The organism is Paenibacillus sp. FSL P4-0081 (assembly GCF_000758565.1).
GTDB lineage: Bacteria > Bacillota > Bacilli > Paenibacillales > Paenibacillaceae > Paenibacillus_AQ > Paenibacillus_AQ phytohabitans.
Genome location: NZ_CP009280.1, coordinates 179,582 through 192,709, shown reverse-complemented (window position 1 = coordinate 192,709; position 13,128 = coordinate 179,582). Strand labels below are relative to the sequence as shown.

Genomic DNA, 13,128 nt, shown 5'->3' with positions numbered 1-13,128 from the left:
CGCCCCTTTACCTATCAAGGCGAAGCAGCAAGGCTTCACGCAGGATTTCAGTGCTCTTGTTGTCTAAGCGGTCAGCCTGTGAAAGATCTATTTTGTTGATGCCGTTAAAAAGGTGTAGCGCAACTTCCAACATGAATTTTTCGCATGGACTCCAACCCTTCGATGCTTTCAACAAAGCTTCTACATGCAAAGACAGTTCTTCAAAATCAAAAAAATCCGGATTGGATAAGAATTGCTTAAGCTTGTTATGATTCGTGAAAATATGAAGCAGCCCCCGCCAGTAACGATCCTGAAATAAATGTTCAGGTATCATAATGCCATTCCCCTTTCATAAGATTATTGCGTCAGCTGCATCGTGCAACGCCAAACCGGAGGAAGGTTACTTCTAAGGTTCGACGCTGCACGATGCAGCTGCGGCGGATATCCGCGACCCCTTGCGGGGTTTCGGCCTGTATCCCTCAGGCCTCATCAGGCGGGAATGTTTTTTGATATGCATCATTCAAAGCCTTGATCTGTTCGAACTTTTCAGATTCAGAATCATAATTTTTAATTAAAATATTGCGGAGAAAAGAAGCCAAAAGCTTGCCGCAGTAACAAGACGCATACCATAAATCTTCACGACTCTCCTTTTCCCTCGTAAAAATTTCAAAATAAGAGTTATAATAACGTTCATAATCCGACATATCCCTTGTCCCCCTTGCGCTCGGCACGATCTACGGTTAAAATGGACACAACGAGGCTCTTTAGACGGAATCTCAACTGCGATCGCCCTGCCAGGCGGTCGTTTTTCATTTCCAGTTCCGCAATGCGGATCATGTTATTCAGGTGGGCCTCAGCGAAATCTTGTTCACCTGGAAGCATTGCTTCAGGATTCTTCCGAATCACGCCAATATTATGCTTTGCCGCTGTTCCCGCCGCTTTTGCCTCAGCTACTAAGCTGTTTCTATCCATTCAATTCCCTCATTTCATGAATTGATAATTGCGACCGAATAACAATTTTGAGTTGTGACGGCTGTCCGGTGATTATCCCGGACAGCCGTTTGTCGTAAACATCATTTAGCAGCTCACGGTAATTCTTATAAGCTTGGTATGCTTCAGACGCAGCCACTTCCTGTCCGTTTGCCTTAGCAGCATCACGGACAGCGAGGAAATGAGCACATATGCAGCGATATGCATTGATTGTCAGTTTCAAACTATGCGCTCCTCTCTTTTTCTATCTGTTTTTTTCTACCTTCCCGAACCTGTAAGGCAATCTTCTCCAGCAATTCATAGCTAAGTTGACTGGATCTCAGTATCGCTTTCATAGCGCCACTCCTTCCTTGACACGTGTATCTTTTAGGACACTTTTTCGCCAAAAAAAATACTCAGTAAGTTTGACGCATCGATTTCTAAACAAGTAGATATAGCGACAATTTCCTTCCTGTCAAACTCACTACTGCCATTTAACTTTCTGTAAAATGCGCTCTTACTCATCTTTACTTTGTACAAATCGTTAAGCTTTTCCAAAAGATCACTAACGGACATTCCGTTGAGTACGAGCTTAGCTTTTAGCGCATTAGAATTCATTGTTCGCTCCTCCTCTCATGTAAAGTGTCATTTAGGATACTTTTATAATACCACGAATTAATCACTGGTCAACCCCTAAAAGACACTTATACCTATTATTTTTGTAAAATTGTTGCTTATACGATACTTTTGTAGTATTATTGGGAATAGAAAGAGGTGTGCTGAATGCGTGGTTCCAATTTAAAGAAAAGAAGAATTGAACTGGGCCTAACTTTAGAGGAAGTCGGCAACATAGTCGGCGTGGGAAAGAGTACGGTTAGAAAATGGGAAACAGGATCAATTGAAAATATGAAGAGAGACAAAATTGCGCTTTTAGCTAAGGCGCTGCAGACAACACCATTGTTTATAATGGGTGTAGAAGAAACTGAAACCTCCAATATAGTTGAATTTAATGATTTCGAAATTAAACTCATAGAAAAATACAGAGAACTAGATGAGAAAGGAAAGCATACGGTGAATACTGTACTGAACATGGAGTATAACCGTTTGCGGAAATCACATTTGGAAGTTGTCGCTGCTCATACCGATGATTACTCGGAAGATCAAATCAAACTAATGAAACAAGACCTAGAAGAACTATAACGGGGATGACTCGATGGGAAAATACGACCTACTAATAGAAGAGGCAGCTACATACGGTTTACAAGTCATTGAAAAGGATTTTAAATCAGAAGCAAAAGGATTGATCAAGGGAAATAAAATCGGTATACGTAAAGGAATGGCGACAATTGAAAAGGCCTGCACACTTGCCGAAGAAATTGCTCACTATTCGATCACCGTAGGTAATATCCTTGATCAATCTAATTTAGGAAATCGAAAACAAGAACTCCGTGCCAGGCAATGGGCATATCATTGTATGATTCCAATGGATAAGATAGTACAGGCTCACAAATCGCGTGTTTCAGGCAAACATGATTTAGCAGAGTTTTTGGAAGTGACTGAAGAATTCCTTCAAGATGCCATTGATCGCTATACAAGTAAGTATGGGCTACTCTTAAAGGTCGACGAACGTTTTACGATCAGATTTGATCCACTCGGAGTACTTGAATTTTTCCTCGAAAACTGACATCTTGCGATTTCCAGCCGCAGGGCTGTTTAAATATAGCAGTAAACCGAACATACATTCTCTTTTAGGAGGAAAAAGGATGAGAGCTGCCATTTATACGAGAGTTAGCACAGCTATGCAGGCTGAAGAAGGCTTCAGTCTGGAGGCGCAAGAAGAAGTACTACAGCAGGCGATTGAGCGCAAAGGATTGCAACTGTATCGAGTTTATTCTGATCCCGGTGTGAGTGGAAAAACCTTTAAACGGCCCGGGGTACAGGCAATGATTGCGGACATGAAAGCCAGACGATTTGAGGCGCTGCTGATTCATAAGCTTGATCGGTTGAGTCGGAACATGGGGGATATTATCGCGTTTATCGAGATGGTCAACAAATTAGATATCAGACTTATCATAGCAGCACAAGGTCAGGATGAGATTGATACCCGTTCTCCGATGGGCAAGGCTTTTCTTCAGTTAAACGGAATTTGGGCAGAATTATATATTAATAATCTCCGAGAAGAGACACTGAAGGGACTTGTTGCGAAGGCTAAAAATGGCGGCAGACACATGTCGCGGCCTCCACTGGGTTATGCATTTGAAGGGCAGGATTATTAATGCTGAAGCTTGTTGTTGTGGAGGAAGAAGCTCTGCTCGTTAAGGAAGTATTCGATTTGTTCACGGAGGAAGGCTGGGGCGTAACGAAAATCGCTAAACACATGAATGAGAAATCAACGACGAAGGAAGGTGGGAAATGGGATAATAAGACCGTCCGGAATGTACTGAAAAATCCAACTTATGCGGGATACAATCACTTCAAGGCAGACGACTGGACCGAAGATCAGCGCATCATCACTCCAGGTGATCATGCAGCGATCATAACTAAAGATCAATTCGATAAAGCCAACGGATTCCGGCAGCGCCGTAAGGAAGGCCACATGTCCAGGAGATCCTTCGATTATCCCTACAGCGGAATTATCAAATGTGGACTGTGCGGTGCAACGTATGCTGGTAACGCTTCTGTGCATGGAAACAAAAAATATTTGAGCTACCGTTGTCTGAATCAATATGCCAAAGGGACATGCAATGCACCTGGTATTTCGGAGATTCAATTAAGCAAGCTAATTTGGAGTCACATTGAAGTCCTTGAGGATGGGTTCCAAAAACCAAAACCAAAAGCGAATACACGCAGCAAAGTTAACCTGCAAAAGGAACTGGAGATTAGTCAGAAACGCCGTCGAAACTGGATGATGGCTTTAGGAGACGGAAAGCTTTCGGGGGATGATTACGCAGCGTTAATTGATGAGGAAGACGCTCGTGTTAAAAAACTTCAAACGGAAGTCCCTCCAGCGCCTGATCAGACAATTCCATTGTCTGAAGTTCGTGAGACGTTTAATAATTTAAAAGCAAATTGGCACTTAGTTGATTCCGCGACACAAAAACAAGTCATTCAATCCCTCTTCCGCAAAATCACCATAAAAAAATCAGACGGTTGGCACATCGTCGATATGCTCACCGTCTGATTCCTCACTTATTTTTTTCAGTACTTAAATGGAGCCGAGGGGAGTCGAACCCCTGTCCGAAGATAACGGCACATAAGCTTCTACGAGTGTAGTTACAGTTTTGATGTCACCCGAGTATCGCCCCGTAACCGGCTATACGTTGGGTCAGCCTGATTGTCTTCTTCAGCTCACCGCAGGCGGAGATGAGACAGCGTATCCCACTACTTGTTAGCCCCTATCCCTGTCACATGGGCGATGCAGGGTAGAAGCACGCGCACAGTTTCTTAGGCTGCGAAAGCGTAGTTGTTTTGTTGTTTGCCGTTTAATAGGCTTTAGCGTTGATGAAGCGGACGCGTCCCCACTACTCGCTACTCATGCTCGAACTATCCCCGTCGAATCCAAGAACGGCCCCTCATTAGAAAGGGCGCTTCGGATTAACGGATCAATGATAAGCATAAATGCTGATCCGGTTCACAGCTATCTTGATCAAGATGGCTGTTCAGAAGCAATAAGTTTACTTACACAGTATAGCACATTTATCAACACTTTAACACGTAGGTTAAAGGAATTGAAGGTCGAATCTGGAACAATTGGGCGCCAGGTGGTTACCAGTCTAGCGGGCGATCTTCTGCTTGTCGCGCAGCACACGCTGGATATCACGCTGAGCATCACGCTTCGCGGCGGAATCGCGCTTGTCGTATTCCTTCTTACCTTTACCAAGACCGATCAGCAGCTTGGCATAGCCATTGCGCACATAAATCTTCAGCGGCACAATCGTGAAGCCATCCCGCTTCGAGGAACCAAGCAGCTTGTGAATCTGTTCCTTATGCATGAGCAGCTTACGTGTACGCGTCGGATCGGTAGGATTGGCACGGTTCCCTTGTTCAAAAGGGCTAATATGCATATTGTGAATATGAATCTCACCATTACGGATGGTAGCAAAAGCGTCCCCGATGTTAGCACGGCCGTTACGCAGCGATTTGATCTCTGTACCCGTCAGAACCAAACCCGCTTCATACGTATCCTCAATAAAATAATCATGGGAAGCTTTTTTGTTCTGGGCAAGCACTTTCCCGTCTGCTTTTTTACCCATGAAAGTCACTCCTTGAATCGAATTCCCGGCCTCCTATGAACGGACACCAGGTCTATATTGTATCAAAAGCCAAGCAGGCTGCGCAAGGAAGGATCACCCTGTTCCGCAGCAATCATTTTGACATACGGGTGTCAGGAAGTGCTACGTTTCAGTTGAATAGAAGCACTTATATTCTAAAAAAGCACTGTCCCCCTAAAGGAACAGTGCCCTCTATTAATTCAGCCTAGGCCTGAGGTTTCTTCTTCCGCTTTCTTCGGCCGCCGCCTTCCGGATTGCCGCTCTTGTCGCCAGCGCCTGCCGGTGCCGGATTGGTGGTCTCCACGTTGCCTGGAGTCACAGAAGTGCCGATGAAGACGCCGCCTTTCTTCTTCTTGCGGCGGCTCTTGCCCTCCGGCGCCGCGCCGTTGCCTTCGCTTCCGAAGCCGCTGCCGAGGTCCTCGCGGCTGCGGAACCGTGTGCTCGCGTCCACGCCGCGCAGCTCACCGCCCGCCTGCTCGGCTCCGCCCCCGCTTGGCGCGCCGCCGTAGCCGCCCTTGCCGGAGCCGAAGCCGAAGGCAATGCCGCGTCCCGCGGCACTGCCTCCGCCGTCTCCGCCGCGGCCTCTGCCGCGCTCACGCTCGCGCGGAGCACCCGAACTGCCGGCTTCGCCCCGGCGCTCCGCCTTCGCAGCTCCGCCCGCTGCGGAGGCGGCGGCAAGTGCACGCCGCGCTGCCGCTTCCGGCCCGCGGCCGCGCTTACGGCCGCCGCCTGCTGCGCCGCCATCTTCAGCCGGCGCTACGCCTGCGCGCGGCTCTTCACCAGCGCCAGCCTCAGCGGCGCCGCCTTTAACTGCCCCGCCAAAGACACCGGCGCCAGCGCTGCCGCTCTTGCCTTTACCTTTGGCGCCGAATCCAGCCGCACCGGCAGCTGCACCGCCGTTCTTGCCCTTCCCAGCGCCGCCTTTACCCGCACCGGTAGCTGCGCTGCCTGGCTTGCCTTTACGGCCCTTGCCCGCACCGCCGGCCTTACCTGCGAACGGCTTGCTGGCGCCGCCGGCTCCAGGGCGTCCGCCCTTGCCGCCGCGTCCGCCGTAGTTCCGGTGGTCGCCAGCCGCGCGTGGCTTCATATCAACCAGTTCGAAGTCGATCGTATGATCGTCCATGTTGACCTTGGCCACACGGATCTTCACCTCGTCACCGATGCGGAACACTTTGGAGGTACGCTCACCGATAAGGGCCATGTGCGCTTCATCGAAGTGGTAATAATCATCGCTCAGCGCGCTGAGGCGGATCAGACCTTCTACGGTGTTATCCAGCTCGATGAACATTCCGAAGCTGGTCACGCTGCTGATCATTGCATCGAATTCTTCGCCTACCTTATCCTGCATGAACTCCGCTTTCTTAAGCTGCTCAGTGTCACGTTCAGCCTCTACCGCTACACGCTCGCGTTCGGAGGACTGCTGGGCGATATCCGGCATCCGCGAAGCCAGATACTCATGACGTTTCTCGGTCAGAGCTCCGCCATTCTCAAGCACCTCACGCATGACGCGGTGAATGACAAGGTCGGGATAACGGCGGATCGGTGAGGTGAAGTGGGAATAGAATTCTGCCGCCAGTCCGAAGTGGCCTGTACTCTCGGCATCATATTTCGCCTGCTTCATGGAGCGCAGCATCATCGTGCTGATCACCGTCTGCTCTTTGGTGCCTTGAATCTGCTCCAGCAGATCCTGCAGCGCACGCGGATGGACGGAATTGCCGCGACCCTTGACGTGGTAGCCGAAGTTAGCGGCGAAGGCCATGAAATTCTGCAGCTTCTCCGGGTCCGGATCTTCATGAATCCGGTACAGGAATGGCACCTTCAGCCAGTGGAAGTGCTCCGCTACAGTCTCATTAGCCGCGAGCATGAATTCCTCAATAATCTGCTCCGCCACGGAGCGCTCACGCTTCACAATATCGATAGCCTTACCTGCTTCATCCACGATGATTTTGCTTTCTTCAAAGTCGAAGTCAACAGCTCCGCGACGCATCCGGGCATCGCGCAGCTTCATCGCAATTTCCTTCATCAGGCGGAAATCACCGATCAGCGGAGCGTAGCGCTCCAGCAGCTCAGGATCTTCATCTTCAACAATTTTGCGTACATCGGAGTATGTCATTCTCTCCTTGGTACGGATCACACTCGTGAACACATCATGCTTCACAACCTTCATTTGCTCATCGAATTCCATTTCACAGGACATCGTCAGCCGGTCTACCTGCGGGTTCAAGCTACAGATCCCGTTCGACAGCCGATGCGGCAGCATGGGAATGACCCGGTCAACCAGATACACGCTGCAGCCGCGGTCATAAGCTTCTTTATCCAGCTCGGAGCCTTCGCGCACATAATAACCTACATCGGCGATATGAACGCCCAGCTTATAATGCCCGTTCTCCAGACGTTCAACGTTCACCGCATCATCCAGGTCCTTGGCATCCGCGCCGTCAATGGTCACAATGTTCAGTCCGCGCAGATCGCGGCGGCCCTGCTGGATAATCTCCTCGTCGGTAATGGAATCCGGTGCCTGCTCCGCTTCCGTCATCACCTCAGCCGGAAAAGCCTCCGGCAGCTGATGCTTGCGGATAACCGACAGAATATCCACGCCCGGATCATCCTTATGACCGAGGATCTCGATAATTTCACCTTCAGCCGCAGCACGGCCTTCCGGATAGTTCACAATGCGGACAACGACCTTTTCCCCGTCAACCGCTCCCTTGAAGGACTGCTTCGGAATGAAGATATCCCGGTTAATCCGCTTATCATCAGGCAGCACGAAGCCATACGTCTCCAGGCTCTGGAATACGCCAACCGTCTGCGACACGCCTCTGATCAGAATCCGCTCGACTTCGCCTTCCATACGCCCGCCGGACGGGCTTTTCGAGGTAATCCGTATCAATACGATATCACCGTTCATGGCGCCCTTCAGATCATTGGCATGGATGTACACATCCGGATGATCACGGTCATCGGGTATCAAAAAAGCAAAACCCTTCGCATGGGCTTGCAGCCGTCCGCGCAGCAAATCCATCCGTTCCGGCACGCCATAACGGCTATTCCGGGTAAGAATAATCCGGCCGTCCTTCTCCAGCTCAATCAGCAGGCTCTCAAAGGCTTTGAACGCCTCGCTGTCCTCTATTGCGAAATGGCTCACCAGTTCTTCATAAGTCAGCGGTTTATAAGCGGTCTCCCGCATGAAATCAAGTAGAATTTCTTGTGTTATCATCTTCGTCACCTCGGCCCTCCGCAGCATTCACATGCCGCTGGCATATATGTATGTCTTGTCCTATCTCACATCTAATAAATCCAAGTAAAATTTACCTTTATATACTTCATACCCTAGTATACACGAAATCAATCCCGGGCATCCCTGTTATGATGTGCAAACACTCAAATCTGCATACAAAAAAGCCCCCGCCTATTCCATTCAGAACAGAGCGAAGGCTTACTGTAGGCAAACTAATCAATAACAATGGCCACAACGATTGACATGATGAAGAATCCTGCAGCCAATCCAACTGTTACACGCTGCAACACAAGCTCCATACCGCGTGCTTTTGTTTTACCGAAGAGATGCTCAGCACCGCCGGAGATGGCACCGGAAAGACCCGCGCTTTTCCCTTTTTGCAGAAGAACGACCGCAATCAGACCTACGGCAAAAATCAGAAGCACCACTTTCAAAAAGATATCCATTCACTTCCACCTCCTACGTCCAAGCATCACTATCTATGCTAAATTGGAATTTCCGTTTCATAAACAGCATTCTTATTTTATCATAGCCATAGATTGAATACAACCTTACAAACCGCATTCTATCAATATGCTACTATTAATGTTCTCAGGTTTGTTTTCTATAGGAGACAAGAACGAGCAGCAACAGACCAGAGATTAATAATATAGGCACAGAGAAGAAGGCATACCCGATCCCCTCCCAGCCTCCAATTACAGTGAAACTTAGAACCAGCAATATCATACTGCCCAGTAAACCAGTGATCCCCGGATAAAAAACAGTTCTGCTCCGCATGCGCCCGGTCCGCGACAGCACCCAGCTGAGAATGATTAGAAATATCCCCACACCTATACCTGCAACAATAGCGTTCATGCCCACTCTCCTTCCAGTTATCTACAATTATAGAATAACCCACTAGAAGCATCCGAGGCAACCTCGCTGATCGCATTGCACTTTCGGATCTAGAATCCAAAAAAAAGACCTGCCGAAGTTCGGCAGGCCCTTTAAATATAGGGTCAAAAGAAATTATCTTTTGAGGTTGTAGAAGGATTTCAGGCCGTTGTATTGAGCCAATTCGCCCAGTTCATCTTCGATGCGAAGCAACTGGTTGTATTTAGCAACGCGGTCTGTACGGGAAGGAGCACCCGTTTTGATCTGGCCAGCGTTAGTCGCAACAGCGATGTCTGCGATTGTGCTGTCTTCGGATTCACCGGAACGGTGGGAGATAACTGCTGTGTAACCAGCACGTTTAGCCATTTCGATAGCATCGAAAGTTTCTGTCAGTGTACCAATCTGGTTAACCTTAACCAGGATGGAGTTACCGATACCTTTTTCAATACCTGTAGCAAGGCGCTCAGTGTTAGTAACGAACAAGTCGTCACCAACCAATTGGACTTTGTCGCCCAATTTTTCAGTAAGCAATTTCCAGCCATCCCAGTCGTCTTCGGACATACCGTCTTCGATGGTGATGATTGGATACTTCTCAACCCATGAAGCAAGAAGGTCAACATACTCAGCGGAAGTGTAAGATTTACCTTCGCCTGCAAGTGTGTATTTACCGTCTTTGTAGAACTCAGTGGAAGCAACGTCCATACCGAGGAATACGTCAACGCCTGGTTTGTAACCGGCTTTTTCGATCGCTTCGATGATGGTAGTGATTGCTTCTTCATTCGAACCAAGGTTCGGAGCGAAACCGCCTTCGTCACCTACAGCTGTGTTCAGGCCTTTGGATTGCAGTACGGATTTCAGGTTGTGGAAGATTTCTGCACCTGTACGAAGAGCTTCTTTGAAGCTTGTAGCGCCTACAGGAAGAACCATGAACTCTTGAACGTCGATGTTGTTATCGGCATGCTCACCACCGTTGATGATGTTCATCATTGGTACTGGAAGAGTTTTAGCGTTGAATCCTCCCAGGTATACGTACAAAGGAATATCCAGAGCTGCTGCAGCTGCACGAGCTACGGCCATGGATACTGCCAGGATTGCGTTAGCGCCCAGCTTGCCTTTGTTAGGAGTTCCGTCCAAAGTGATCATCAATTTGTCGATGCCCACTTGGTCAAGAGCGTCCATACCGATTACTTCTGGAGCGATAATTTCATTTACGTTCTCAACAGCTTTCAGAACGCCTTTGCCCATGTAACGGGATTTGTCGCCGTCACGAAGCTCTACAGCTTCATGAGCACCAGTGGAAGCGCCGGAAGGAACGATAGCGCGGCCTTTAGCACCGGATTCAAGATAAACGTCAACCTCTACTGTCGGGTTACCGCGGGAGTCAAGGACTTCGCGAGCATACACATCAGAAATAATAGTCATGTAAGTTTAATCTCCTTTTAACTTTGGTTTTAGTGTAACAATGTAACTTAGGGTATTACCTATTTGCGGCTGGCAATCATGGATTGTCCGGTCATTTCCGCAGGCTGCGGAAGTCCCATCAGATCTAAGATTGTCGGTGCTACGTCTGCGAGAATACCGGATTCGCGCAGTACTACATCTTCAGTCGTAACAATGAAAGGAACAGGGTTGGTAGTATGGGCTGTGAACGGACGGCCGTTCTCATCGAATACCATATCCGCATTGCCGTGATCGGCAATGATGATTGCAACGCCGCCTTTGGCAACCACTGCATCCACAACTTTACCTACGCATTCGTCCGTCACTTCAACTGCCTTAATAGTAGGCTCCAGCATGCCGGAGTGTCCAACCATATCAGGGTTAGCAAAGTTCAGGATAATGGCATCTTGTCTGTCTGCTTCGATCTCCGCTACGCAGGCCGCCGCCACTTCGTATGCGCTCATCTCAGGCTGCAGATCATAGGTTGCCACTTTCGGTGAGTTAATCAGGATGCGTGTTTCGCCGGGAAGCTCCTCATCACGTCCGCCGCTGAAGAAGAAGGTAACATGCGGATACTTCTCAGTTTCCGCGATACGCAGCTGCTTCTTGTTCTGCTGAACCAGCACTTCACCGAGCGTGTTGTCCAGGTTCTTCGGGGAGTAAGCCACGAAGCCTTGAACCGTCTCGCTGAAGGTTGTCAGACATACGAAGTGCAGACCTTCAGGGAACTTAGGGCCACGGTCGAAACCGCGGAAGTCAGAGTTCGTGAATACTTGCGACAGCTGAATGGCACGGTCAGGACGGAAGTTAAGGAAAATGACAGAATCGCCGCTTTCCACTGTCGCAACCGGGTTGCCCAGGCTATCTACAATCACACTTGGCTCTACAAATTCATCATACACAGAATTCTGGTAAGATCCAGTGATTGCCTGAAGTGCATCGGTATATTTAGGACCTTCGCCATACACCATTGCACGATAAGCCTTCTCTACACGTTCCCAGCGTTTGTCACGGTCCATGGCATAATAACGTCCGGATACCGTAGCAATCGTACCTACGCCAACCTCTTCGATCTTGGCTACCAGTTCCTGAATGAACTTCTGTCCACTGTCGGGTGGTACGTCGCGGCCATCCATGAAGGCATGAATATAAACTTCATGCAAATCTTCTTTTTTGGCCAGATCGAGCATCGCGAACAGGTGGTTAATGTGACTGTGCACGCCGCCATCGGATACAAGTGCATAGAGGTGAAGCTTTTTGCCGGTTGTTTTGGCGCTTCTCACCGCAGCAACCAGCGTTTCGTTCTCGAAGAATTCCCCATCACGGATAGACTTATCGATGCGGGTCAGATCCTGGTATACGATCCGGCCTGCGCCGATGTTAAGGTGCCCTACTTCAGAGTTACCCATTTGTCCTTCCGGCAGACCTACAGCTTCACCGCAAGCGGTAAGTGTAGTGTTCGGATATTGTTTCAGGTAACGGTCGTAGTTCGGTTTGTTGGCTTGGGCAACTGCGTTGCCTTCATCCGTATTACGCAAACCGAAACCGTCCATGATGATTAGAGCTACAGGTTTTGGTGCTGACATTCTTATTTCGCCCCCTCAACGAGTGAAACGAAGGAAGCAGGCTGCAGGCTGGCACCGCCGACTAGAGCGCCGTCGATGTCGCTTTGACTCATGTACTCCGTTACATTCTCAGGCTTCACGCTGCCGCCGTATTGGATACGGACAGCTTCAGCAGTTGCTTCATCGTACAGGCCTTTTACAAGGGTACGGATGTAAGCAATAACTTCATTAGCATCCTGGGAAGTAGAGGACTTACCTGTACCAATAGCCCAGATAGGCTCATAAGCGATAACTACGCTTGCTGCCTGTTCCGCGCTAAGTCCGGCAAATGCCGCTTCAGTCTGCACTTTGCATACATCTTTAGTCTGGTCCGCTTCGCGCTCTTCGAGCTTTTCGCCTACACAGACAATTGGAGTAATACCATGGCGGAATGCCGCATGCATTTTTTTGTTAACGATTTCGTCCGTCTCGCCGAAGTATGCACGGCGTTCGGAGTGGCCGATAATAACGTATTCCACGCCGAGATCTTTCAGCATTACACCGCTGATCTCGCCTGTGTAAGCACCGTTATCTTCGAAGTGAAGGTTCTGAGCACCAATTTTGATGCTGGTGCCTTGTACCGCTGCAACAAGTGCAGGCAGGTTAGTGAATGGTGCGCAGATTACAGTCTCTACGCCTTCAACTTCCGCCTGGCCTTTGATTTCAGCGATGAAGCCTTCGGCTTCCGGAACGGTTTTGAACATTTTCCAGTTGCCGGCAATGATAGGTGTTCTACTCATAGTAATGGAATGCC

General features: G+C 49.0%; 16 protein-coding genes and 1 other RNA gene. 4 read left to right on the top strand and 13 right to left on the bottom strand.

Annotated elements, in window-relative coordinates; genetic code table 11:
• Positions 1 to 7: 7 nt before the first annotated feature.
• From P40081_RS00970 to P40081_RS00950, 5 genes are all read right to left on the bottom strand, one after another.
• Complete coding sequence (locus P40081_RS00970; protein WP_042132766.1) at positions 8 to 313, bottom strand: hypothetical protein; 306 nt, start codon at positions 311 to 313, stop codon at positions 8 to 10.
• Between the two features lie 145 nt (positions 314 to 458).
• A complete protein-coding gene (locus P40081_RS00965; protein ID WP_042132765.1) occupies positions 459 to 683 on the bottom strand; it encodes a hypothetical protein in 225 nt (74 codons plus the stop codon).
• Entirely contained in the window at positions 670 to 951 is a 282-nt protein-coding gene (locus P40081_RS00960; protein ID WP_042132764.1) for a hypothetical protein, read from the bottom strand. Before P40081_RS00960 ends, P40081_RS00965 begins: the two co-directional genes overlap by 14 nt.
• The gene (locus tag P40081_RS00955; RefSeq protein ID WP_042132763.1) at positions 944 to 1,192 is read right to left on the bottom strand and encodes a hypothetical protein; all 249 of its coding nucleotides are present in this window, start codon (positions 1,190 to 1,192) and stop codon (positions 944 to 946) included. Before P40081_RS00955 ends, P40081_RS00960 begins: the two co-directional genes overlap by 8 nt.
• A 143-nt stretch (positions 1,193 to 1,335) precedes the next feature.
• Positions 1,336 to 1,566, bottom strand: a complete 231-nt coding sequence (locus tag P40081_RS00950; RefSeq protein ID WP_042132762.1) for a hypothetical protein — start codon at positions 1,564 to 1,566, stop codon at positions 1,336 to 1,338.
• A gap of 165 nt (positions 1,567 to 1,731) precedes the next feature.
• On the opposite strand from P40081_RS00950, the gene P40081_RS36930 reads away from it, so the two are divergent.
• The 4 genes from P40081_RS36930 (at position 1,732) to P40081_RS00930 (ending at position 4,129) form a co-directional block, all read left to right on the top strand.
• A complete protein-coding gene (locus P40081_RS36930; RefSeq protein ID WP_063779771.1) occupies positions 1,732 to 2,148 on the top strand; it encodes a helix-turn-helix domain-containing protein in 417 nt (138 codons plus the stop codon).
• A gap of 13 nt (positions 2,149 to 2,161) precedes the next feature.
• Positions 2,162 to 2,632, top strand: coding sequence for an ImmA/IrrE family metallo-endopeptidase (locus P40081_RS00940; protein WP_042132761.1), 471 nt, complete (start codon positions 2,162 to 2,164; stop codon positions 2,630 to 2,632).
• Between the two features lie 79 nt (positions 2,633 to 2,711).
• Positions 2,712 to 3,224: a recombinase family protein gene (locus tag P40081_RS00935; protein WP_042132760.1), complete on the top strand. Its 513-nt coding sequence runs from the start codon at positions 2,712 to 2,714 to the stop codon at positions 3,222 to 3,224.
• The gene (locus P40081_RS00930; RefSeq protein WP_042132759.1) at positions 3,224 to 4,129 is read left to right on the top strand and encodes a recombinase family protein; all 906 of its coding nucleotides are present in this window, start codon (positions 3,224 to 3,226) and stop codon (positions 4,127 to 4,129) included. The genes P40081_RS00935 and P40081_RS00930 overlap by 1 nt, the downstream gene beginning before the upstream one ends.
• Before the next feature lie 26 nt (positions 4,130 to 4,155).
• Here the strand turns inward: P40081_RS00930 and ssrA are convergent.
• The 8 genes from ssrA to tpiA all read right to left on the bottom strand — a co-directional run bounded on the left by ssrA (position 4,156) and on the right by tpiA (position 13,114).
• Positions 4,156 to 4,520, bottom strand: a transfer-messenger RNA (tmRNA) gene (gene ssrA / locus P40081_RS36925).
• A gap of 201 nt (positions 4,521 to 4,721) precedes the next feature.
• Positions 4,722 to 5,201, bottom strand: coding sequence for an SsrA-binding protein SmpB (gene smpB / locus P40081_RS00925; protein ID WP_039296783.1), 480 nt, complete (start codon positions 5,199 to 5,201; stop codon positions 4,722 to 4,724).
• Positions 5,202 to 5,424: 223 nt separating this feature from the next.
• Positions 5,425 to 8,436 (bottom strand): ribonuclease R, encoded by a 3,012-nt coding sequence (gene rnr / locus P40081_RS00920; RefSeq protein ID WP_063779817.1) that lies wholly within the window; start codon positions 8,434 to 8,436, stop codon positions 5,425 to 5,427.
• A 233-nt stretch (positions 8,437 to 8,669) separates the two neighbouring features.
• Positions 8,670 to 8,903: a preprotein translocase subunit SecG gene (gene secG, locus P40081_RS00915; RefSeq protein ID WP_042132758.1), complete on the bottom strand. Its 234-nt coding sequence runs from the start codon at positions 8,901 to 8,903 to the stop codon at positions 8,670 to 8,672.
• A 145-nt stretch (positions 8,904 to 9,048) separates the two neighbouring features.
• Positions 9,049 to 9,312 (bottom strand): YesK family protein, encoded by a 264-nt coding sequence (locus tag P40081_RS00910; protein WP_042132757.1) that lies wholly within the window; start codon positions 9,310 to 9,312, stop codon positions 9,049 to 9,051.
• Between the two features lie 153 nt (positions 9,313 to 9,465).
• Positions 9,466 to 10,752 (bottom strand): phosphopyruvate hydratase, encoded by a 1,287-nt coding sequence (eno, locus tag P40081_RS00905; RefSeq protein ID WP_039302434.1) that lies wholly within the window; start codon positions 10,750 to 10,752, stop codon positions 9,466 to 9,468.
• Between the two features lie 59 nt (positions 10,753 to 10,811).
• The gene (gene gpmI, locus P40081_RS00900; RefSeq protein ID WP_042132756.1) at positions 10,812 to 12,356 is read right to left on the bottom strand and encodes a 2,3-bisphosphoglycerate-independent phosphoglycerate mutase; all 1,545 of its coding nucleotides are present in this window, start codon (positions 12,354 to 12,356) and stop codon (positions 10,812 to 10,814) included.
• Between the two features lie 2 nt (positions 12,357 to 12,358).
• On the bottom strand, positions 12,359 to 13,114 hold the full coding sequence (gene tpiA / locus P40081_RS00895; protein WP_039302428.1) for a triose-phosphate isomerase: 756 nt from the start codon (positions 13,112 to 13,114) through the stop codon (positions 12,359 to 12,361).
• Positions 13,115 to 13,128 lie beyond the last annotated feature (14 nt).

Coding starts and splice junctions, on each gene's coding strand:
- secG (WP_042132758.1), bottom strand. CDS start 8,903: ATGGATATCTTTTTGAAAGTGGTGCTTCTGATTTTTGCCGTAGGTCTG.
- P40081_RS36930 (WP_063779771.1), top strand. CDS start 1,732: ATGCGTGGTTCCAATTTAAAGAAAAGAAGAATTGAACTGGGCCTAACT.
- P40081_RS00940 (WP_042132761.1), top strand. CDS start 2,162: ATGGGAAAATACGACCTACTAATAGAAGAGGCAGCTACATACGGTTTA.
- P40081_RS00950 (WP_042132762.1), bottom strand. CDS start 1,566: ATGAATTCTAATGCGCTAAAAGCTAAGCTCGTACTCAACGGAATGTCC.
- tpiA (WP_039302428.1), bottom strand. CDS start 13,114: ATGAGTAGAACACCTATCATTGCCGGCAACTGGAAAATGTTCAAAACC.
- P40081_RS00910 (WP_042132757.1), bottom strand. CDS start 9,312: ATGAACGCTATTGTTGCAGGTATAGGTGTGGGGATATTTCTAATCATT.
- smpB (WP_039296783.1), bottom strand. CDS start 5,201: ATGGGTAAAAAAGCAGACGGGAAAGTGCTTGCCCAGAACAAAAAAGCT.
- P40081_RS00965 (WP_042132765.1), bottom strand. CDS start 683: ATGTCGGATTATGAACGTTATTATAACTCTTATTTTGAAATTTTTACG.
- rnr (WP_063779817.1), bottom strand. CDS start 8,436: ATGATAACACAAGAAATTCTACTTGATTTCATGCGGGAGACCGCTTAT.
- P40081_RS00935 (WP_042132760.1), top strand. CDS start 2,712: ATGAGAGCTGCCATTTATACGAGAGTTAGCACAGCTATGCAGGCTGAA.
- P40081_RS00970 (WP_042132766.1), bottom strand. CDS start 313: ATGATACCTGAACATTTATTTCAGGATCGTTACTGGCGGGGGCTGCTT.
- eno (WP_039302434.1), bottom strand. CDS start 10,752: ATGACTATTATTTCTGATGTGTATGCTCGCGAAGTCCTTGACTCCCGC.
- P40081_RS00960 (WP_042132764.1), bottom strand. CDS start 951: ATGGATAGAAACAGCTTAGTAGCTGAGGCAAAAGCGGCGGGAACAGCG.
- gpmI (WP_042132756.1), bottom strand. CDS start 12,356: ATGTCAGCACCAAAACCTGTAGCTCTAATCATCATGGACGGTTTCGGT.
- P40081_RS00930 (WP_042132759.1), top strand. CDS start 3,224: ATGCTGAAGCTTGTTGTTGTGGAGGAAGAAGCTCTGCTCGTTAAGGAA.